The sequence below is a fragment of the Rhizobium sp. YS-1r genome (assembly GCF_000757525.1).
Taxonomy (GTDB): domain Bacteria; phylum Pseudomonadota; class Alphaproteobacteria; order Rhizobiales; family Rhizobiaceae; genus Neorhizobium; species Neorhizobium petrolearium.
In genome coordinates this window covers 108705-130271 of sequence record NZ_JPYQ01000055.1, presented here as the reverse complement: position 1 = coordinate 130271, position 21567 = coordinate 108705, and the positions used below count along the sequence as shown (strand labels likewise).

21 protein-coding genes are annotated in these 21567 nt (G+C 59.6%); 4 read left to right on the top strand and 17 right to left on the bottom strand.

Annotated elements, in window-relative coordinates:
* Together JL39_RS23480 and JL39_RS23475 are read right to left on the bottom strand one after the other, a co-directional pair.
* A partial coding sequence (locus JL39_RS23480) for a hydantoinase B/oxoprolinase family protein (RefSeq protein ID WP_200883999.1) occupies positions 1-468 on the bottom strand: 468 nt, incomplete at its 3' end.
* Positions 469-471: 3 nt separating this feature from the next.
* On the bottom strand, positions 472-2535 hold the full coding sequence (locus JL39_RS23475; protein ID WP_052183084.1) for a hydantoinase/oxoprolinase family protein: 2064 nt from the start codon (positions 2533-2535) through the stop codon (positions 472-474).
* Positions 2536-2770: 235 nt separating this feature from the next.
* Here JL39_RS23475 and JL39_RS23470 point away from each other — a divergent pair, with 235 nt between their 5' ends.
* On the top strand, positions 2771-3679 hold the full coding sequence (locus tag JL39_RS23470; RefSeq protein WP_037156504.1) for a LysR family transcriptional regulator: 909 nt from the start codon (positions 2771-2773) through the stop codon (positions 3677-3679).
* Here the strand turns inward: JL39_RS23470 and JL39_RS23465 are convergent, their stop codons facing one another.
* Positions 3680-4312: a LysE family translocator gene (locus JL39_RS23465; protein WP_037156502.1), complete on the bottom strand. Its 633-nt coding sequence runs from the start codon at positions 4310-4312 to the stop codon at positions 3680-3682.
* A 124-nt stretch (positions 4313-4436) separates the two neighbouring features.
* On the opposite strand from JL39_RS23465, the gene JL39_RS23460 reads away from it, so the two are divergent.
* Positions 4437-4919: an Lrp/AsnC family transcriptional regulator gene (locus JL39_RS23460; protein ID WP_037156499.1), complete on the top strand. Its 483-nt coding sequence runs from the start codon at positions 4437-4439 to the stop codon at positions 4917-4919.
* A gap of 6 nt (positions 4920-4925) precedes the next feature.
* Here the strand turns inward: JL39_RS23460 and JL39_RS23455 are convergent, their stop codons facing one another.
* The gene (locus JL39_RS23455; RefSeq protein ID WP_037156497.1) at positions 4926-6032 is read right to left on the bottom strand and encodes an acyltransferase; all 1107 of its coding nucleotides are present in this window, start codon (positions 6030-6032) and stop codon (positions 4926-4928) included.
* A 187-nt stretch (positions 6033-6219) separates the two neighbouring features.
* Between JL39_RS23455 and JL39_RS23450 the strand changes: the two genes are divergently transcribed.
* On the top strand, positions 6220-7032 hold the full coding sequence (locus JL39_RS23450) for an MBL fold metallo-hydrolase (protein WP_037156495.1): 813 nt from the start codon (positions 6220-6222) through the stop codon (positions 7030-7032).
* Positions 7033-7087: 55 nt separating this feature from the next.
* On the opposite strand, the gene JL39_RS23445 is transcribed toward JL39_RS23450, so the two are convergent.
* The 12 genes from JL39_RS23445 to JL39_RS23390 all read right to left on the bottom strand — a co-directional run bounded on the left by JL39_RS23445 (position 7088) and on the right by JL39_RS23390 (position 19397).
* Positions 7088-8101 (bottom strand): amidohydrolase family protein, encoded by a 1014-nt coding sequence (locus JL39_RS23445; RefSeq protein WP_037156494.1) that lies wholly within the window; start codon positions 8099-8101, stop codon positions 7088-7090.
* 173 nt (positions 8102-8274) lie between these two features.
* Positions 8275-9054, bottom strand: coding sequence for an IclR family transcriptional regulator (locus tag JL39_RS23440; protein WP_037157237.1), 780 nt, complete (start codon positions 9052-9054; stop codon positions 8275-8277).
* 92 nt (positions 9055-9146) lie between these two features.
* Complete coding sequence (locus JL39_RS23435) at positions 9147-10397, bottom strand: LysR substrate-binding domain-containing protein (protein ID WP_052183083.1); 1251 nt, start codon at positions 10395-10397, stop codon at positions 9147-9149.
* Positions 10398-10476: 79 nt separating this feature from the next.
* Positions 10477-11400, bottom strand: a complete 924-nt coding sequence (locus JL39_RS23430) for a methylenetetrahydrofolate reductase (RefSeq protein WP_037156492.1) — start codon at positions 11398-11400, stop codon at positions 10477-10479.
* A gap of 90 nt (positions 11401-11490) precedes the next feature.
* Positions 11491-12903: an aminomethyltransferase family protein gene (locus tag JL39_RS23425; RefSeq protein ID WP_037156489.1), complete on the bottom strand. Its 1413-nt coding sequence runs from the start codon at positions 12901-12903 to the stop codon at positions 11491-11493.
* Between the two features lie 146 nt (positions 12904-13049).
* Positions 13050-13754, bottom strand: coding sequence for a GntR family transcriptional regulator (locus JL39_RS23420; protein ID WP_052183082.1), 705 nt, complete (start codon positions 13752-13754; stop codon positions 13050-13052).
* 206 nt (positions 13755-13960) lie between these two features.
* Positions 13961-14833, bottom strand: coding sequence for an NAD(P)-dependent oxidoreductase (locus JL39_RS23415; protein ID WP_037156485.1), 873 nt, complete (start codon positions 14831-14833; stop codon positions 13961-13963).
* 15 nt (positions 14834-14848) lie between these two features.
* Entirely contained in the window at positions 14849-15904 is a 1056-nt protein-coding gene (locus tag JL39_RS23410) for a 4-oxalomesaconate tautomerase (RefSeq protein WP_081952967.1), read from the bottom strand.
* Between the two features lie 175 nt (positions 15905-16079).
* Positions 16080-16751: a 4-carboxy-4-hydroxy-2-oxoadipate aldolase/oxaloacetate decarboxylase gene (locus JL39_RS23405; RefSeq protein ID WP_037156481.1), complete on the bottom strand. Its 672-nt coding sequence runs from the start codon at positions 16749-16751 to the stop codon at positions 16080-16082.
* A complete protein-coding gene (locus JL39_RS23400) occupies positions 16751-17479 on the bottom strand; it encodes a PIG-L deacetylase family protein (protein WP_037156479.1) in 729 nt (242 codons plus the stop codon). Before JL39_RS23400 ends, JL39_RS23405 begins: the two co-directional genes overlap by 1 nt.
* A gap of 17 nt (positions 17480-17496) precedes the next feature.
* On the bottom strand, positions 17497-18453 hold the full coding sequence (locus JL39_RS23395) for a VOC family protein (RefSeq protein ID WP_037156477.1): 957 nt from the start codon (positions 18451-18453) through the stop codon (positions 17497-17499).
* Positions 18454-18722: 269 nt separating this feature from the next.
* Positions 18723-19397, bottom strand: coding sequence for a TerC family protein (locus JL39_RS23390; protein ID WP_037156475.1), 675 nt, complete (start codon positions 19395-19397; stop codon positions 18723-18725).
* Positions 19398-19894: 497 nt separating this feature from the next.
* On the opposite strand from JL39_RS23390, the gene JL39_RS23385 reads away from it, so the two are divergent.
* A complete protein-coding gene (locus JL39_RS23385; RefSeq protein WP_037156473.1) occupies positions 19895-20713 on the top strand; it encodes a sugar phosphate isomerase/epimerase family protein in 819 nt (272 codons plus the stop codon).
* Between the two features lie 42 nt (positions 20714-20755).
* Here JL39_RS23385 and JL39_RS23380 read toward each other — a convergent pair whose 3' ends face one another.
* Positions 20756-21442 carry a GntR family transcriptional regulator gene (locus JL39_RS23380; protein WP_037156471.1) on the bottom strand — a complete coding sequence of 229 codons (687 nt, stop codon included), beginning with the start codon at positions 21440-21442 and terminating at the stop codon, positions 20756-20758.
* Positions 21443-21567: the final 125 nt, after the last annotated feature.

Here is a 21567-nt window from a genome sequence, read left to right as displayed (position 1 = left end):
GGACCGCATCTGCAAGCCTTCGGAGAAGATGTCCGTCGTCGCATTGGAGCCGAACCCCTGGCGGCCGCCGCCGATATCGACCCAGTGCGCGCGGTTGGCCGCAAAGCCGATCAGTTCGCCTTCATGGAAGCAGGGCGCGTAGACGACGACGTTGTTGAGGTGCTGGCCGCAGATATGGCCGTGGTTCATTACGAGGACATCGCCCTCGGCGAACCCTCCGAGCCCGTATTTCTTGATGCCGTCCTCGACCGCGATACCAAGATCGGCAAGGAAGATCGGCAGGCCGCCGCGGTTCTGCGAGATCATCCGGCCGGTCGTGTCGATCAGGCCGCAGCAATAATCGCGGACCTCGTAGATCATCATGTTGTAGGCGGATTTGCAGAGCGCCTCGGCCATTTCGTCGGCATAGGCGACGATGGCGTTGCGGACGACTTCGACGGTGATCGGATCGTTTTTCTGGAGGGTCATGTCTTATTCCTCGCTCTGCTTGGCGAGCGTCACCAGAAGATGGCCGGCTTCGTGGACAACCACTTCGTCGCCGGGATGGATGAGGATGGTGGAATTCGGTTCTTCGATGACCGCGGGGCCGGTGAGCTTGAAGCCGGCCGGCAGCACCGGGCGCCAGTAGATGGCTGTCTTCAGGGGCTTTGCGGGATCGTCGAACACCACGTCGCGGCTGCCGACTTCGGCTTCCGTCTCGGCTTCCCAAGGACGCGACAGCCATTCCTCGGCGACGTTGTCGGTGCGGGCGGCGGTGAGAACCAGGCGCAGGCTGACGATCTCGAGCGCTTCGGTCGGCGCCGACTGGCTGTAGCGGCGGTCATGCTCGGCGTCGAAGCGTTTGCGGACCTCGCTCGTATCGCCGGAAAGCTGGGCTGTGCTCTCGATCGGGATGGAGATCGCATGTTCCTGGCCGACATAACGCAGGTCGGCGAAGAAGCGGTAATCTGCTTCCGTCTCGGAAATGCCGTCGCGCTTCATCTGCTCGCGGGCGCTGGCGACAAGTTCCGCATAAACCTTGTTGACCGCGTCTTCCGACAGTTCACCGATCCGGCCGATAAAGGTCTGCACAAAATCCTGGCGCCAGGAGGCCATCAGCATGCCGAGCGCGGAGAAGGTGCCGGGCAGCTTCGGGATGATGACCTGCGGGATGTAGATTTCGCGGGCGATCGCGATCGCATGCAGCGGACCTGCGCCGCCGAAGGCGATCATCGCCGTATCGCGCGGATCAATGCCCTTGTGGATCGAGACGGCGCGCACCGAAAGCGACATGGACGTGTCAGCAATCTTTGCGACACCGAGTGCTGCTTCCACCGCATTGAGCCCCAGCGACGTGCCGACCTTGCTCATCATCGCCTTTTCGGACGCGGACTTGTCGAGCGGCATGCCGCCGTTCAGGAAGCGCTGCGGGTTGATGCGGCCGAGGATCAGATCCGCATCGGTCACAACGGGCAGATCCGCTCCCTTGCCATAGCAAGCCGGGCCCGGATCGGCGCCGACGCTCTGCGGACCGACATGCAGGCCGCCGGCATTGTCGACCCAGGCGATCGAACCGCCACCGGCGCCGACTTCGACAATATTGACGACCGGCAGCTGCATCGGCTGGCCATCGGCCTCTTCGCCAATGACATAACCGGTTTCGATAGCAGGCGCTCCATCGGTGATCAGGCTCGACTTGGCGGTGGTGCCGCCCATGTCGAAACCAATACAGCGCTTCAGACCAAGCAGTTTCGCAAGACGCCCCGCGCCGATCATGCCGGCAACCGGGCCGGATTCCATCATTGATACTGGCTGTTCCTGCGCTTGGCCGATCGACATGACGCCGCCGTTAGAGCGCATGATATGGATCTTGCCGCCGAAGGCGCCGGACCGGAGGTAGGTTTCCAACCGCTTCAGGTAACCTTCGACGCGCGGGCCGACGAAGGCGTTGAGCGCGGTGGTCGAGGAGCGTTCGTATTCACGGTATTCGCGGAGAATTTCATGCGACAGCGTGACGAAGACATTCGGCAGCGCCTCGCGGAGCATATCGCCGACGCGACGTTCATGAGCAGGATTGGCCCAGGAATGCAGCAGGCAGACCGCGACGGATTCGACGCCGGCGGCCTCGATCTCCGCGATGATGCCCGCGACCGTCCTCTCGTCGAGGGCCTGCAGAACTTCGCCGGAAGCCAGGACGCGTTCCGGAATTTCGAAGGTCAGGCTGCGCGGCACGAGCGGCTGCGGGCGCTTGAAGAACAGGTTGAAGGCCTGGATGCGGTTCGAGCGGCCGATCGCGTAGACATCGCGAAAACCGCTCGTCGTGATCAGCGCCGTGCGGGCGCCCTTGCGCTCCAGCACGGTGTTGATGGCGATGGTCGAGCCATGCAGGATTTCGTTGAGCTCATTCGGGTCGCAATCGGCGAGTTCCAGGCTGCGGGCGATGCCCTGGGTCGGATCGGCCGGCACCGTCGAGGTCTTCGACGTCACGATCTTTCCGTCGACATAACCGACAAGATCGGTGAACGTACCGCCAATATCAATTCCGACAATATTCATGCGTCCTCCTGTCCGCACGCCACGGCGCGCGGAATGCTGTCTCTTCAGGGATTGGCCGAAACCTCGGCCTCAGGCGACAGGAACGCTCCGGCTGACGGTGGTCCCATCAGGCTCCCAAATCAGAATGTTCCAGGTCATTCCTCATCCTCGAACAGCATTTCATCCATTCGAACGACAACTAGCAACGGGTTTGGAGGCTTTAGGTTTGATAGCCTATAGGCTATAGGTTATCACCATGTTCAATGTCACGCTTCGGCGCATGGAAGTCCTGGTTGCAGTGGTCGAGGAGGGAAGCTTCGCGGCCGCCGCGGATCGTTTCGGCATCGCTCAACCTTCCGTCAGCGCGCATATCATGGCGATCGAGAAGGAAATCGGCGGCCAGGTCTTCGTGCGCCGGCGCGGCCGCAAGCCGTTGTTGACCGAGATCGGTCGAAGCGTATTGCAACATGCGCGCGAACTGCTAGCGGAAGCCGACGACCTGCGGGCCGAGGTGATAAAAATTCGCGGAGAGACAGGTCAGCAGGTGGTTTTGTCCTGCCAGCGCAGCCTCGCGAATTACGTGCTGAAGAAGGAAATCACCGATTTCGCCTTGGCTCGGCCGGATATCCAGCTCGTCCTGCGCATCGGCAAGCAGGAGGATGTCTTTTCCGAAGTACGTGACGGGTTGGCGGACGTCGGTTGTTTTCTCGGCAACGAGGATATCCGCGGCATGCACGCCGAGATCATCGGGCGGGAGAAGCTGGTGCTGATCGCCTCCCCGAACCACGCGCTCGCCTGCCGCAGTCGAATCAGGCCGCAGGATATAGCGCGGTACGACTTCGTCGGCCCACCGCCATCCTCACAGTTCGGGCGCGGCGTCTCGAAACTGCTTGCCAATGCCGGCATCGCACATGTGAAGGTCGCGGCCCAGGCGACGGAATACATGTTCCTGCGCGAATTCGTGGCGGCCGGCGTCGGCATCGCCTGCTCGCTGGAAAGAAGCGTGGCGGTCGATATCGAACGCGGCCTGCTCGCAAAACTTGATTTCGCCGGCGACGATCTGACCTTCGACGTGCGCCAGATCGCCTCGCTTCGCCGGCCGCTTTCCAAGCCGGCGGCAGACCTGATGGATTATCTCAGGACCAACCACAAAGCCTTCGCCTGACTATTGCGGTCGGCCGGACAGCGCCAAGCGTATACCAAAGCCGATCAGCAGCGATGCGAACATCCACTTCTGGATAGCCTGAATGAGAGGATGGTACCTCAGGAAGCGACCTAGCGCCGAGCCCGCAGAGGCCAGCATCGTATCGAAGGCAAACCCCACGAAAACCAGAACGATGCCCAGGAACGGAAACTGCGCCGCGACGTCCCCTTCCGCCGGGCGGATGAACTGCGGCAACAGCACAGAGCAGAACAGCAGCGGCTTGGGATTGAGGAAATTGGTGAGCATGCCGCGGCCGATATCGCCGCGATAGGAGGCAGGCTGCTTCCCCGCCATCATTCCCGGCTCAGGCAGGAGAGAAGCCGCCCTCAGGATATTGATCCCGAGCCACACAAGGTAGAGGCTGCCGAAGATCTTGACGATCTCGTAGGCAATCGGAGAGGTCTTCAGCAATGCCGCGAGGCCAAGCGCTGCCAATACCACATGAGCACCGCGCGAGATACCGAGCCCGATAGCAGCCGCCAGGGCATGCCATCGCCCCCGCACCGTCCCGGTCTGCAGAACCAGCACCATATCCGCCCCGGGGACCAGATAGGCCACGGTCAACGTACCTAGAAAAATCCAGAGGTCGGTCATGTCGATCTCCTTTAGTCCACTGTGATTTTAGTGCCGGGAGCCGAGGCATGTCCTTGCGAAGATGACCAGAATATGAGATAAAATTGGCATAAGAAGCTAATTCAGAGCTGAATGTATTAAATGTATGCCAAGCCTGAAGCTTGACGCCATCGACAGGAAAATCCTTGCCGCCCTGCAGCGCAATGCAAGGCTGACCAATGTGGAACTTGCCGATGAGGTCGGCCTGTCACCGTCCCCATGTCTGCGGCGGGTCAAGATTCTCGAGGAGGCGGGCGTGATTGCCGGCTATCACGCAAACCTGAGCCGCGGTGAACTGGGGCTCGGACTGACGGTCTTCGTCGGCATCAAGGTCGAGCGCCATCATGGGGCCGCACCCGATGCATTTCGCGACGCGATCCAGAATGTGTCTCTAGTGATCGCTTGTCATCTCGTGTCGGGCGAGGCGGATTTCCTGTTGCAGGTCGTGGTGCCGGATCTGGCCGCCTATGAGCAACTTTTGATTGGCACGCTGCTCAACCTGCCGGGCGTCAGCGATATTCGCAGCAATTTCGCAATCCGCACTCTGAAGGAAATAGTCCCGTTGCCTCTCGGGCACCTGCCGCAATAACCGGGCCTACTTCTTGACCGACTGCTGGGTTTCGAAGGCATCCCGCGACTTGAACCGCAGGAATACTTCCTTGAGGCGGAGGGAGAGACGGATGATCGCCCGCCGCGCCCTTGGCTCGACGGTTCCGGCGATCCCCCAAGAGACGAGAAGCAGGACCACAATCAGCATGAGAGCCACAGCCCAGCGGTTCTGCTCCGTGCCGAAATGCGCAAAGACGGCGTAACCGATGTTCTGGTGGAGCAGATAGAGCGGGTAGGTTAGCCCACCGAGGCCGACCGCCAGTGCTGGCGAGATACGCAGCGACGGCGCTGTCGCGCACAAGGTCATCACGCCGAGCGCCAGTGGCCCGATCGAAGCAAGGCCTAAAGTGCTCCGGTTCAGTCCGTACATTTCGACGAAATCCGGCTCGGTGAGGAACGGCGTCACAATCGCCCAGCAGGCAGCCGCAGTCAACACGAGGAGGCTCGCCATCGAGAGTTGCTTTTGCGTCTTATAAAGCGCCAATCCGAAGGCGAAGTATCCGGAATATTCGGTGATCAGCAGTTTCTGAATCGCACCGCTGCCGATCGTCATCTCGTTGACGACGGAAATTGCCAGCCAAGCCAGCAAGACAACGCGCCAGCCGCGATTGAAAACGCCCGTCGCAATCATCAGGAAGACCCAGCCGTAAAAGATCATCTCGTAGGCGATCGTCCAATAGGCCCCGTCGAGGAATGGCTGTCCAAACCCGCGCGAGATGATCACAGCATGCGCCAGCCACTGTCCGACGGTCGGGGGATCGATGGTCGGCACCGGCCAAATGGTAAGCACGACTGCCGTTAGGCTCGCACAGGCGATGAAGGTCGGCCAGAGCCGGGCGAAACGCCCCGCGGCAAAATCATAGGCAGAACGCCCCTCCGCCGACATGGTGATGACATAGCCGGAAATCGCGAAGAAGATCAGCAGACCCGTATCGAGCCACATGGCGACAGGTGCCAGTTCCGGAAAGCCTAGGCCGCCGCCTTCGCCCGAAATCCACATCCGGAAACCGTAGTGGAACGTCAGCACCATCAACGCCGAAATGAGGCGCAGGATATCCAGGTTCAGCAGCCGTGACGTCTTCGGGCTCGTCATCCGATCCTCAGTGCGCGAAGAAAATTAGCGCGGACCTTAACGCGGCTGCCTTTGGAAAAGATGAATCCATCAGTGCGAATGTGGTCCTCCCGATTGCCCACATGACAAGCAACACTTTCCTTTCTGCCGCGAATATCATTTCTTATCTGTTTCATGACAGCACGATCCAATAACGAGGGAGGATTCGATGACTGTTTTTCTCTGCTCCGCTTGCGGCACGTCCTTTGGTGAGACGAAAGAAGTGCCAGCAGCCTGCCCGATCTGCAATGATGAACGTCAGTACGTTCCAGCTTCCGGTCAGGCGTGGACGACCACGGAGAAACTCGCACGAACACATCGCAACGCTTGGCTCCAGCTCGAGCCTGGCCTGATGGCGATCCAGACCGTCCCAGCCTTCGCGATCAACCAACGCGCATTGCTGCTCCAGACCCCGGAGGGAAACGTGCTTTGGGATTGCATCGCGTTACTCGATGATGCCACGAAGGCGATCGTTCAGGCTCTGGGCGGCTTGAGCGCCATCGCCATTTCGCATCCGCATTATTACACGACGATGCAGGATTGGGCTGCGGCCTTCGATGCGCCAATCTATCTGCATGCCGCCGACAAGGAGTGGGTCTGCCGCCCTTCGGATTACATCCGGTTGTGGGAGGACGATGCACTTGTCCTATCCTCCGCCATAACGCTTGTCCGCGGTGGTGGGCATTTCGCCGGCGGTACGATGCTGCATTGGGCAAGCGATGATGGCCAAGGCGTGCTGTTCGCCGGCGACATCGTGCAGGTGACACCTGGCGCCGACTATGTTTCCTTCATGTGGAGCTATCCCAACATGCTGCCGCTCAGCGCCATCGAAGTCGCAGATGTTGCCGAGCGGCTGGCACCCTGGCCGTTCGAACGCATCTATGGCGCCTTTTCGCACCAGAATGTTCGAAGAAACGGCCAGGAGATCGTCACCCGGTCGGCAGAACGCTATATCGCCCGGCTTGCAGGGCCGGGACAATGAAAAACGCGCAGACCCTGGGATCCGCGCGTTTGGGAAGGTACAAAATAGTAATCGCTTACTTCAGGCCAAGCAGCTTCTTGGCATTGCCCTCATAGATCTTCTGCCGGGTGGCATCGGAGATGTTCATGTTGTCGAGAACCTTGATGGTCTCGCGGATATACATCGGGCCGCCTTCCGGGTCGAACGGCGCATCGGATGCGAACACGACACGGTCCTCTCCGAAGAATTCGATCGCGTGTTCAACGGCCTTGGTCGAGCCAAAGCTCGCCGTATCGGCGTAGAATTCCTTGAAATATTCCAAATGCGGCCGCTCCAGCGCCTTCAGCACGACCGAAAGGTCACGATCGGAAGTGCGCTTGCCCATCTGGTCCCAGCCTGCGCCGACGCGGCCTTCGAAGAAGGGCACCATTCCCCCGGCATGGTGGGTGACGACCTTCAAGCCTTTGTACTTGTCGAAGATACGCGAGAAGACGAGGCGAGCCATGGCCGCCGAGGTCTCGTATGGCCAGCCGAAGGTCCAGAAGATCTCGTATTCCGAACGGTCTTCAGTGAGATAATCCGGGAAGTTTGCGCCACGCGACGGATGCAGGAAGACCGGTTTGCCGGATTTCGCCATATATTCGAAGAAGGGCTCAAACTGCGGCAGATCGAGCGGCTTGCCGCTGTAGTTGGTGAAGATCTGTATGGCGGAGGCACCGAGATCCTCAATACAACGCCTGGTTTCCTTCATCATCCATTCTTCATTTTCCATCGGCGCCGTGGCGATGAAGGCAGGGAAGCGTTCCGGATATTTCTGGCAAAGTTCGGCCATGGAGTCGTTGCCGATCTGACCGAGGTCAAGCGCACGCTCGGCGCCGGCAAGCTTTTCGAGCGGGGGCGACGCGAGCGACAGGACTTGCTGATAATCTCCGCCAAACATGTCCATGACCTGAAAACGACGGTCGAGGTCGGTCATCATCGGCACCGCGCCGCTACGCATGGTGACGTCCGTCATGGTGCCGATATAGCCAATCAGGCGATCGAAGAACGGCTTCGGCCAGATGTGATTGAAAATATCGATCTTCTTCATGGAATGGTTCCTCCTGATTTGCTCCGTGCGGCACCACGAGTTCGAAAAGTACAGTGCGCCGAAGCTTCCAAAAAATCTGCGAGCGGAGATATGCCAACGTCACGGCCACGCTCCGTCGCGCCAAGATGCGAAGACGCTCGCCGAAAGTCAATAAATTTTCTTGCAATATGAGATTATTGACGCGAAATTTTATGCCTGTGAGAAGCGAGTGCCGCGCTGATTTCACCGGCTGCAAGGCGAACTTCCAGACCGATCTCCTCTACGGCGGGACCCCTGGCTTGATCCTGAGCTATCGTCACGGAAAAACTCGCGATAGGGCTTTGGCCGGCATCGAAAATTGGCGCGGCAAAACCGGTAACGCCCGGTGTCACTTCGCCATAGGCCACGGCATACCCCTTCTTGCGGACCGACTTGAGTCCGTTCAGGACGGCATCCACGGTGCCGCCGACGCCTGCCGCCTGCCATTCGTGAAGCGTGCGCTTGATCAGCGGCACCAGATTGCGTCGCGGCAGAAATGCGATGATGGAACGACCGATCGCGCCGCGACTGAGCGGCATCGGCCTGCCGCGGGGATAACTGCTGATCGCCTCATGGCTGGAACTCAAGGAATCGACACAGAGAATCTTCTCCCCGTACCAGCGGACCAGAAGCGCCGTGCACTCATACCGTTCGGTGAGCTTCCGCAAATACGGTGCCCCCGACAGGATAAGATTATCGGATTTCCTGAGGAGATAATCCATCTCCACCACTCTCGGCCCGAGCGTGAATCCGGTATTGGGCATCGACGTGAGGAATCCACGGTCCTTCAGAATTTTCAGATAGCGATAGAGCGTCGGTCGGCTGTAGCCGAGCTCTTCCATCAGTTCTTCCGGCGTCCATTCCAGACGGTCTTCAGTGAAAACGTCAAGCACAGCTTGCAGGCGTTCGAGACTGTTGACGGCCTTCTTTATCAAGATGCTCCCGCTCTCTTTCAACGGCGCGACATCGGGCGGCCGAACATAAGCGGAAATAACGATAAACACGAAATCTGCAATGGCAAGTGGCGCTATTCGGCTGCTTTCAACGTGGATAGACGCGCTCCCTCTGAGGCATTTGCCGTCGCCTCCCCCGTAACGACCCGGCGGATCGCCGACAAATATTCCGCCTGAAGGGCGGTCGGATGCCAGTTACAGCGCGTGGTGATCCCGATGGAAAGCGGCATCGCCGGCACTTCGTAATTCAGGAGCGTCAGGAACCCGGCTTTCAGTTCATGCCTCAGCTGATGCCGGGAGAGCAATGCCAATCGATCCGATTGCATGAGAATGCCGCGTAGCGCCGTCAGCGAACCTGTCTCTACAGTTCCTTGTTTCGGCCGCCCTTCCGGAAACGACGCCGCCAGTGCGTCGAACGTGCTGCGGTTCGGCGTACCTTTGCGCGCCACGACCCAGGGGTACGCGGCAAGATCGTTGATTGACACGTCCACCTTGTCCGAAAGCGGATGGCCGGCACCGGCGACAACCGCGAGCCGGAAATCGAAAAGCGGTTCTTGAACCAGTACGGGCGCTACATGGCTGCGGAGAGCGCCGATGAGGAAATCGATATGTCCCATTTCGAGGTCGCTGAGAAGCTGCTCATAGCTGCCCTCCAGGATCTCGAAACGCGCCAACGGATAGGTGGAAGCCAGTAACGCGATCGCGTCGGGTACGATCGTCGTACGCGCCATAGGTAGCGCGCCGATCGATATCAAGCCGTCGAAGTTGCCGCGCAGTTCCTGCACCTGCTCCATGGCATTGCCGAGCTCTTTCAGAGAAAGGCCGGCCCATCGGGCGACCGCATGACCGGCGCTGGTAAGCCGCGTGATCCTTCCGTCTGCCTCGAAAAGGCCTACTCCCAAAATCGCTTCCGCGTTGCGCGCCGTACGCTGAACCGCGGCTCCAGACTGCTCGAGGATGCGTGCCGCCCCCGGAAATCCTCCCGCCTGGGAAAAAGCCTGCAATGCCCTAAGGTGAGAGATCGTCAACCGTGTATCGGTACTCAAACTGCGCGATCCGGTATCGACTTGGAGTTCCTTGCAGCCGGTATGGATAAGCTCCAGCGCCCGCTGGGAACGGGCCTGTACGACGCGACCTTCCGGCGTTGCCATGGCATGGCCAGGGCCACGCTCCAGAAGACGGGCGCCAAAGAGATCTTCAAGGCGGGAAATCGCTTGCGATGCAGCGGGTTGAGTGACTCCGACGATATCGGCAGCCTGCGTCAGCGAGCCGGCACGCAGGCAGGCGCAGAACAGTCGAATATGGCGCAGATTGGGATAGTTCATCCCTCGATATCCTCCCCTGCCTTACTCCTCCCGGCAGCGGATGCGAGGCGAGTTCAACACACGCCTCGCCCCAGGAAAATCACATAGCGACGTTGCGCTCCCCGGCCAGTTGTTCGTTCATCCATTCGGCGCTGGCACGGATACCGCCGAGCGGGAAGACATGGATGGATTGAATCAGGCTTTCCGGATGAACAGCTTTGTAGTCGGCGATATTCTTCAGCAACTCGTCCGGTTCATAGGGTGTAAGCAGCTTGCTCAGATCGAGCGCGCGCTTCTGCAGGACGCTGAGGGACGGACCGACACCGCAGGCGATCGCAAATTTGATGAGCGTCTGCAGCTTGGTTGGTCCGGCGATGCCGAGATGGATCGGCAGCGTAATGCCAGCGGCTGCAATGCGTTCGGCCCAGGCAATGACCGGCTTGGCATCGAAAGCGAACTGCGTGGTGATTGCCATTTCAGCATCGGTGCGTTCTGAATAGGCCTGCTTGAACTTCAACGCGTCGTCGACGATCTTCGTGCCGCCATCCTTGTCGATGTCCTTGTTGCCTTCCGGGTGGCCGGCAACATGCAGGCGCTTGAAGCCATATCGGTCAAAAAGGCCAGTCTCGATAAGCTGGATCGAGCTGTCGAAGTCGCCTGCCGGGGTCGAGACGCCACCTCCGAGCAGCAGCGCCTGTTCGATCCCCGCTTCGTTGTGGTAGCGTTTGATCCAATCTTCAAGGGTAGCAGCGCTTGGAATAATGCGCGACGGGAAATGCGGCATCACGGGAAAGCCGTCCATGCTCAGGCGTTTTGCCGTCTGGACCATCTCCTCGATCGGCGTGCCGTCGATATGGGCGATATACACCCGTGTACCCTTTGGCAGCAGGGCTTTGAAGTCTTCGATCTTCGCCGCCGTGCGCGGCATGACCTCGATCGAATACTCCTCGATGAGCTCCCTGAAGCTGGCCGGCTCCACGAACCTCTCTTCCTGCTTTCCTTTGAAAAGATTTAAAAGTGCCATCCTTGATCCTCCCCCGTCTGCTCCAAGATGAACGCCCGGCCGAAATGGACGGAGCGGCGTGCGAGAAACCCGTTCTCGCACGCCATGCAGTTAGAGGGCTTTCTTTGTGCGCCAGCTTTCGGCGTAATTTTCACGTGCTTCCTGGGCATAGGGCACAGCCGCGACGCGAACGCGGATCTCGGCCTGCTTATGGCCCTGCTCAACCGATGTCTTGGAGGTACCGCCATCCGGCTCGCCCCAGATCAACGTCAGGATGTCGTTCTCTTTGATGTCCGCATCGACGACGCCGAGCGACAGCATGGAGCGCTCGTTGTAGCTATAGCCGTTGAACATGGAGAGACCGACGACCTTGCCGTCCTTCAGAACCTTGTCGAAGCTCGACGAGGCGTAGTTGGAGAGCGGGAAGTCGATCCACTTGGCAGCCTGCTCGCCCGGCTGGAAGGCTGAGGCGATCACCTTGACGACGTCGTCCGAGTTCCACTCGAAGGTGACCTTGCGGCGCTGCGGCGTTTCCTTCTGCTTCTCGACGGCTGCACGGCCGACGAAGTCGTGATCGAACTTGACGTAGACGCCGTAACCCAGCTCGTAGGGGTTCAGGTAGTAGTCTTCGATATTGTCGGAGACGTAGCTGCCGCCGATCGAACCGCTGGCTTCGTAGCTCTGCGCCGACAGCCAATCGCGATAAGCCTGCAGTTCGGCGCCGGTATAGATCGCCGGAAGCGGCGACGGAATCCAGCCGGATTCCAGTGTGTTGGTGGCATAGGCGCGGCTACCGACGGGACGCAGGTCGACGCCTGCGTCTTCAGCTGCCTTGATGATGGCGGCGCGGACTTCGTCCTTCTCCGCATACGGACCCCAGATTTCGAGACCCGGAGCGCCGGCCATGCCGTGACGCAGAGCCTGGACCTTGCGGCCGCCGACATTGATCCAGTCGACATGGAAGAACTTGATTTCCGGGATCGGGCCGCCGTTCATCTTCTCGAAGACCTTCGGCGCATCCGGACCCTGGATCTGGAAACGGTAATGGATGCGGGTAACCAGCTTGCCATCCGGACGCGACGGGGAGCGCGGGTCGTGGGTGAGCTTGACGTTATACTTGCCGAGCGAAGCGTTGTAGAGCAGCCAGTTGGCGGTCGGAGCGCGGCCGACGAGAACGAACTTCTCTTCGGTCTCGCGGAAGATGATCATGTCGCCGATGACGTGGCCGGCGGGCGTGACCGGAACATAGTGCTTGGCGCGATCGACGCCGAAATTGGCGAAGCTGTTGATCGACAGGCTTTCGAGGAATTTGGCGGCATCCGGACCTTCGACGACCAATTCATCCATGTGATGCGACTGGTCAAAGAGAACGGCGCCTTCACGCCATGCAGCCTGTTCGGAACGCCAGTTGGAAAACTCCGGAGCAACAACCGGGTATACATAGATGCCGGTCTTGGAGTTGCGCAGATGCTCTACGGTGTTGCCGGCATCCTTCAAAACTTGAGTAAGATTGGCTTGAGTCACGGAATTCCTCCCTGTGGTTTGAAGTCTGATGTATACATGACGACATCAACGCACAAATGCAAGGGGGAATATTCGGCAGGCTGACAGTCGCCCTCGGATTAGTAAACCGAAGGCTTCCGTTCAGCGGAAAACTCGTGACGAACCGGTCAGGAATTGAGGAGGACGAGGCCCGGAACCGTCAGCATCAATTCCGGATCCTCGAAGACGGCATATTCGAGGTTCTTGCGGGCAATGCGCGCATGTTCGCGAGCGATGAATTCCGCCCGCGCACCTTCCCGGCCAGCAATCGCCGACACCAGCGAACGATGCTGGTCCTGCGCGATGTGAAGGGATTGACGGAAGGCGACTACATGTGCCCGGCCGGAAAGAAACGCCGAAGGCGAAGCGAAGGGAAGCCGCGTGGCTCGGTCGACTTCGCGCTGGATCACCGTGCTTCCGGAAAGTTCAACGAGGCCTGCATGAAATTTGGCATTCGCCTCGGAATAAGCTTCCAGATCCACCTCATCCAATGCCTGGCCGAAACATTCCTCAAGCCGCGCCAGAAGGTCCCGAAGCTGGTCCAATCCGGCTTGAGAAACACCGCGCTCGGCAGCGAGCCGCGCCGCGGTTCCTTCCAATACGCCACGCAGTTCGATCGCGTCGACCGCGTCTGCATAAGTGAAGCTTCGCACCACGAAACCGCCATTCGCCAGACGGTCAAGCAGTCCCTCTTCAGCAAGGCGCGACATCACCTCGCGTACCGGTGTACGGGAAATCTGCAACGTCTCCGCGAGCGGAACCTCGAAAAGCCGGGTGCCGCCGGGATAGTCGCCGCTCAATATCTTCTTGCGCAACTCCATCAGTGCGCGCATCGTGTGGGTCGTTCTTGCGGTCTCTTCCAAATCAGCACCTTCCTGCGTCGAGGCTGGCGCGCCCGCGCCCGTCGATCTGGAAATCTTAGCCACATCTGACGAATTGGCCAAGCCCGATGTATACAGACCGCCAGGCTGTGGATGACGAGCTGCATTCTCCGGCCGGCAGCTGACGCGTATACAGCACAAGCTCGAGGTTTTTGGCGCTATTTCAACTGGCGGCGTGCAGCGAGAACACGTGCGACGGTGTCCTTCAGATTGTCGTCCGGCTGGATGCCACTGGCAGCCATTGCGTCCTGGACGACCGCGATCTCCCGGGCAAGCCCTCCGTTAAGCCCGAGCGCGTCGAGCGTAACGCCGCTTTCCCGCATCTCGGCAGCACGGCGGCGACCATGACGGGTCGTGCGTTCGAACTGATAGTCAGGAAATTTCGACCAGTCGAGCCCGGGAAAGCTTTGTGACAGTGAGGACAAGATTTCCTCGAAACATCCGGAGGCTTCGGCTGCGAGCAGCGCTTCGACCGTGATCGCTTCCAAACCTTTGACGAAAACCGAGCGCACCATCTTGATGGCGGTTGCCGAACCGGGCGCTTCCCCAGCGACCTCGACATTGAATCCGAGGCCGCGAAAGCGCCTCAGCAACTCGGCTGCCGACTTGCCCGCGAGCAGGACCGGCGTCGCGTGGCCTTTCGGATGCACCGGCGCCATGACGGCCATGTCGAGATAATCGGCACCCGAGCCGTTGATGAGGGCCGCGGTCTCACGCTTGCGCCCGGGAGAAACGGAATTGATATCGATGAACAGCGCCCCCTGGCCGAGATACGGAGCGATAGACTGCGCAGCGTTCAAGCTCTGGTCGGCGGTGACGGCACTGAAAATCCATTCGGCATCGCCGAGTTCTGCGGGAGACTGGGCGGACTTGATACCGCGGCTCGTCATCGCCGCCCGCATCTCGTCGGCGCTGTCGGCGTGATCGAGGAACAGGTCATAGGCCCGGAATTCGCCATGTTCCAGCTTCGGCGCAAGGCTATCGTGAAAGGCGCGCGCCGCTTCACCGAAGCCTAAGAATGAGATCCTCATATCTTGCCCCTGTGGTTAACCTGTGAAAACGATGCCGTCGAAAAGCTTGCGCGCCGTACGCAGAACCGCAGCGCGATCGACTTCGTTGCCCTTCATCGTGGCAACCACGCTCATCTCCCCCGTCGGATGTTCGATCGATAACAGCTTCTCGTCGCCCTCGGGGATAACGGCCAGTTCGGATGCCGGCCCTTGCGGCAGGAGGCAAGCCGTGGCGACACTGACCGCTCCGAGTACACCGATAGCGTCATGGCAGGAATGCGGGATGAAGGTGCGAGTGGAAATCGCCCCGCCCGCCGTCGGCGCCGACACCATAGTCATCTTCGGCACGGATTTCTTGGTGACTTCGCCAAGGTTCATCATCGGCCCGGCTTTCAACCGGATCGCCTCCAGCTTGGCCCGCAACTCCTGGTTCGCCTCAAGCTCCTTGGGGTTTTCGGTGCCCCTGATGCCAAATGCATCGGCGCGCATCACGACACAGGGCATGCCGTTGTCGATCAGCGTACAGGCGATACCTTCTATCTCATCGACCGAATTTCCGGTCGGCAGCAGTGCACCACAGGAGGAGCCGGCGGTGTCGGCAAAGACGATCGGCACGGGCGCTGACGTTCCCGGCACTCCGTCGATCCCGGCCTCCCCCTTGTAATTCACCCTCCCGCCAGGTGTTTCGATCGTAGCGATCGCGATTTGGCCGGTGTTCTCCATGAAGATGGAGACTTCGGTCTTCTCGCCCTTGATTGGCACCAAGCCGCGCTCGATGGCGAAAGGCCCAACGCCGGCAAGGATGTTGCCGCAGTTCTGCGCATCCGTGACGATCGGCTGATCCACGAAAACCTGCAGGAAGAGATAGTCGACATCGACCCCTTCCCGCTCGGATTTCCGGACCACCGCCACCTTCGACGTCAGCGGATGGGCGCCGCCCATGCCATCGATCTGGCGGGGATCGGGCGAACCCATGACCCGCAGCAGGAAGTCGTCGCGATCGGCCGGCAGGTCCGAGGCGAGGAAATATCCGCCCTTGGAGGTGCCGCCACGCATCCACATGCAGCGGACGCCGGTTTCAGTGTCAGTCATTCTCCAACCTCCTCTTCTCCCCTGTCGGAAAAGGAGAAGCAACTTTCGCTGCCGCGTATGGCGGAAAAGGTTTCAACCTTCTCCGCCGTCATCCTCGGGCTTGACCCGAGGATCTGCGACGGCCGATGTCAGTAGATCCTCGGGACAAGCCCGAGGATGACGCAAAAACGCACGCTTAAATGTACTTCAAGCCCTTTTCGGCGAGCTTGCCGCGCATGTTATAGATATCGAGGCCGAGTTCGCCAGCCGCGAGCCGCTTGCGCTTGTCTTCTTCGGCGGCGACCCGGGTTTCCGCCTTCTTGGCAACCGCTTCGGCTTCCTCGCGGGCAACCACGCAGACGCCGTCGTCATCGGCAACGATCACGTCGCCCGGCCGCACATAGGCGCCGGCGCAGACAACCGGGATGTTGACCGAACCGAGCGTCTCCTTGACGGTACCCTGGGCATAGACCGCCTTCGACCAGACTGGGAACTTCATGGCGGTGAGATCGACCACGTCACGGACGCCCGCATCGATGATCAGGCCCTTGCAGCCGCGCGCCTGGGCGGACGTTGCGAGGAGATCACCGAAATAACCATCCTCGCAGGGGCTCGTCGGGGCGAGCAGCAGGATATCGCCCGGCTTGATCTGCTCAATCGCCACATGCAGCATCCAGTTGTCGCCGGGAGGCGCAGAGATCGTGATGGCACTCGCCGCAAGACGCGCGCCCGGATAGATCGGCCGCATATAGCTGGCGAGCAAGCCCTTTCGGCCCTGCGCTTCATGCACTGTAGCGACGCCGCAAACGGCCAGCCGGTCGATGACCGACTGATCCGCACGCTCGATGTTCTGGACGACGACCGACATCAGAGTTCATCCACAGTACGCGGGAAGACCGACTGAAAGCCTTCGGCATGGGTCGACTTGCGCCCGCCGGACTGGCCGCCTGAATTGCGCATGAAATGGTTGCCCCGGTTCTCGGCGACATTCTTGTAATAATGCCACAGGTGCTCCTGGCCTTCCATGCACTGGATAGCCGCCCACTTTTTCTCCCAGACGGGCGAAATGTCGAGGAAGACGTCCGGCTTCCACTCCATCTGTTCGGTCTGGTGCGGCTCGAAAAGATAGAGTTGCGGCGCGCCAAGAATTTTCTCGCCCGGATTATGGCCCCAGGCCTGGGCGATCATGCGCGCGTCGAGCGCCACCTGCGTCGCATACATGTGGTCGGTGTTGTAGGGATCCCATCTGGAATGGGAGAGCATGAATTCCGGCTGCACCTTGCGGATCACTTCGACTAGCTTGAACTTGGCTTCCTGATCCACGACGAGCGGATAGTCACCAAGATCAAAAAACTGGATATCGGTAACTTCGAGCGCCTTCGCGGCGTTTTCCGCTTCCTTGCGGCGCTCGGTCTTCACCTTTTCCAGCGTCATGCCCGGGTTCTTCCAGAGCTTGGCGCTTTCACCGCGTTCGCCATAGGAAAGGCAAACGACGGTGACTTCATAACCCTTCTCCTCGTGAAGGGCGATCGCACCGCCGCACCGCCAGACGAAATCGGCCGAATGGGCGCTGATGACCAATGCTGTCTTTGCCATGGAAATGCCTCTTGCTCTTACTTTTGGGAGACTGGCGGGGTGCCGTGCGTATGGAAGGTCTCGATGGTCTTCATGCCCCACGCCTGTCCCTTCTTGCGGTCAGCCTCGGTCCAGACGACGGGCTTCCAGTCCGGACGCAGGATAAGCCGCGCACCTGCATTGGCGAGTTCGACGCGGTTGCCAGCCGGCTCCCAGACATAAAGGAAAAATGTGCCCTGAATCGCATGCTTGTGCGGGCCGGATTCGATATGCACGCCGTTTTCCAGGAAGATATCTGCGGCGCGCAGGATGTCCTCGCGCTGGTCGCAGGCATATGTGACATGGTGGAAACGGCCATGAGCACCAGTGTGGTCCTCGGAGCAGGCGAGGTCATAGGTCTTGTTGTTGATGGTGAACCAGCAGCCGCCGAGACGGCCGTTGTCGAGCTGGATCATTTCAGTGACGCGGCTGCCGAGAGCCTTGGTCATGAACTCGCGGACCAGGCTTACATCGGCGGCGAGCAAGTTGACGTGGTCAAGGCGGCGCGGGCATGCGCCGCGGCCTTGGTAGCGCTGGGCAATGTTCTTGAGCGCCGGCTTTTCTTCCGGCGGCGCGACATATTCCTTGGTGTCGTAATAAAGCTCGAAGAGATGGCCGTCCGGACTCTTGAACTGATAGGCCCGACCATGGCCGAGGTCGCCATCGATCCAGCCGACGCCGCAACCCATTTCGTCGATTACCTTGACGCGTCGCTCCAGCGCTTCCGCAGAAGAAGTACGATAGGCGATATGGCCGACGCCGGTCGTATGATGCTTGGTGAGCTTCAGCGTGTGGAATTCATAGTCGTCATAAGCGCGAAGATAGACACTGTTTCCCTCACGGCCGCTTTCGGTAAGTCCGTAGACCCGGACGAAGAAATCGAGCGTTTCGTCAAACCGGTCTGAATAGAGTTCTACATGGCCCAGATGGGCGACATCATAACAGGGTTCGGTCATGGCTTTTCCTAGGTGGTCGTTCACCAGCGCCTGGTGGAGAGGCGTATTCTCCTCCAAAATCGCAGCCGCGCCCTCCACCTCGACGCGGCCCGGCACCCGAGGCGCCGCAGCTTTGTGAAGACATAGAAGCAGATCGGCGACCTGACGAATAGGTTCTACTGCCGCGGCATAAGTTTTGGTTGAGAAGGGGAAAAGCGGTTAGCGCCGGAGAAGATGGGAACGACGCCGAAGGAAAAGACGCGGCGAAAGGATCGCCGCGCCAAGAAAGATCAGTTGCCGAGAACCGGCATGAAGGCCTGCGCCTCACCCCAGACCTCGATCCCGCCGCGCCAGATCATCTCAAGTGCAACGTAGAGAATGACGGCAAGACCGACATACGCGATCCAGCGATACTTGTTGAGCACACGTGCGATGAAACTCGCGGCAACCCCCATCAGCGCGATGGACAGAACCAGACCGAAGATGAGAACCTCGGGATGTTCGTGAGCGGCGCCAGCAACCGCAAGCACGTTGTCGAGCGACATGGAAACATCGGCAATAACGATCTGCCATGCGGCCTGGGCAAAAGTCTTGCGCGGAGCGCCTCCGGCAATCGTACCGTCCTTGTTGAAATCGGTCTCTTCAAGCGCCTCGCTCGCTTCTTCCTCCTGGTGGTGAGGCGTGCGCAGTTCGCGCCACATCTTCCAGCAGACCCAGAGAAGAAGAATACCGCCGGCCAGCAATAGTCCAACGATCTGCAGGAGTTGCGTGGTTGCGAGCGCGAAGCCTATACGCAGAACGGTCGCTGCGATGATGCCGACTAGGATCGCCTTCGTTCTCTGTTCTTTCGGAAGGCCGGCGGCGGCAAGGCCGATGACGATCGCGTTGTCGCCGGCAAGCACGAGGTCGATCATGATAACTTGCAGGAGGGCGGACAACGCCTCCGGCGTGAAAAATTCCATCATTTGGCACCCAATCTCTTAAAAGCGCGGGCGTGCCTATGTCGTGAAGACAGTTCGACGGGGTGCATACGGCTGGCATTCCTGCCTGCCGTAGAATTCGCCACCGCTTCTGTCGGATGACCTCCACGAACACCAGGCACCTAAGTTGGACAATTCCAGTCCGACATCACAGCTCAGATATGAACTGCCAGAGGGGCCCGGTCCTGGTGGCGTGAGATTTAGCGGGACAACTGCAAAAACTCAAGTGGTGAGTTTGCGAGCCAAGTTCCGCTCCCCGAAAATCGGTCGATGGCCCATTGTCACATCTTCAGCGGACAAAAGAACAGCCGCGGCCGATTTATCGACCGCGGCTTGAGATGAGAAATTGACATCGGATACGAGTTTCGCAGTTTCGTGTTACACATGTAATATTGGCGACACAAAACCCTGTCATGGACCCGATACCCCGGGTGTTCTTCCAGTTCCACTTCCCGACATCTCTTCTGTTTGATGGAGTTTTCATGTCTCCCCCTCCCGTGATCGGCGCCGCCATGACGCTCGACGAACTCGAAATCCATCGCAACTGGCTCTTTGACAAGCAGCGCGATCTCGAGCTCCAGGACTTCACTACCGCGGACGTCCTGAACGGCGATTGGGCGGCACTCGCCGAGCGCGCCAGGAAGCTGCTCAACGGCTACCAGGGCCGCCTTGGCATCCACGGTCCGTTCTGGGGCTTCACCATCGCTTCACAGGATCCGGATATCCGTGCTGTCGTCGCCAAACGCATGAGGCAGGGCCTCGATGTCTGCGCTGCCATCGGCGCGACACAGATGGTTTCCCATAGCCCCTATTCCACCTGGTCCTACAACAATCTTGACAACAACAAGGGCGAGCGCGACCGGGTGCTTGAATACGTGCATCTCACTATGCGCGATGCTGTCAAGCAGGCGGAAGATATAGGCGTTGTGATCGTTCTCGAAAACATCGAGGATATTGACCAGTACGCCCGCGTTGCGCTCGCTGATAGCTTCAACTCCCCGGCCGTCGCCGTTTCGATCGATACCGGCCATGCCCATTATGCCCACGGCTCCACAGGCGCGCCACCGGTTGATTATTACGTGAAGGCCGCCGGCGATCGCTTGCACCACGTCCACCTGCAGGATGCTGATGGTTATGCCGACCGCCATTGGGCGCTCGGCGAAGGCAATATCCTCTGGCGTTCTGTCTTCGCCGCGCTTGCCGATCTCACCAACAATCCGCGCCTGATCGTTGAGATCAAGGACAAGTCGAAGATACCTGCTTCGGTGGAGTATCTCGCCTTGCTGGGTCTCGGTCAGTGATCTGCTGACTGAATGAGCATGATCCCGGCGATACCGCCGGGATTATTCCGAACACATATCTCGCAGCAGCACTTGCGTCGCGAGAATATCGCCCACCATCATTTCCCGGGCGAGCACGCCGTTTCGCTCGCGCAATGCCGCGACGATTTGGAAATGATAGGAGGAGAAGGGATGAACGACACCCTTGTCGAATTCCCTTTCCACATAGTTGGTCAGCATCCGCATATAGGGGCCAAAACGCAGCCACAACATTTCAATATGTTGCGGCAGCACCTCCGAGCCCGACATTTCGTAAATGCTGAAATGGAAGGCTTGGTTTTTGCGCAACATACCGTAGACGTCACCGGCCTTGCCGGTCTCCTCATGTTCCCGGGCAAGCGCTTCCAACCGATCCATGTCCTCGTTGATCACACGCGCCGCCGCGAGTTCAGTCGCCAATCCCTCAAGCGCGATTCGCGCTTGGCACAGATCGTCAAGTCGTTGACGTGAAACGGCCGGCACTCGCGCCGAGCCATTGTGACCGATCTCCAGCCCGTTCTCCGCGGCAAGCCGCCGAAGCGCCTCGCGCACAGGCATGTGGCTGGTGCCGAACTCGGTTGCCAGCGAAGAGATGGTAATGGCCTGGGAAGGAGCAAACGAACCCCACATCAGCGCACGGCGCAACTGTTCGTAGACCGTGTCCTGAACCGTCACCCGCGACGTCACCTTCGAAAGCCCGGTATCCGCCATTTTTACCCTCTGCTATCCGTCGAATCACAACCAGGCCTCGCATAAGAGGCCTTGCTCTTCAAGCCTAATTGCCCGTGTGCGCAAGCTTCTTCTCGAAGCGATTCTCTCCTTGATCAAATGCTGTA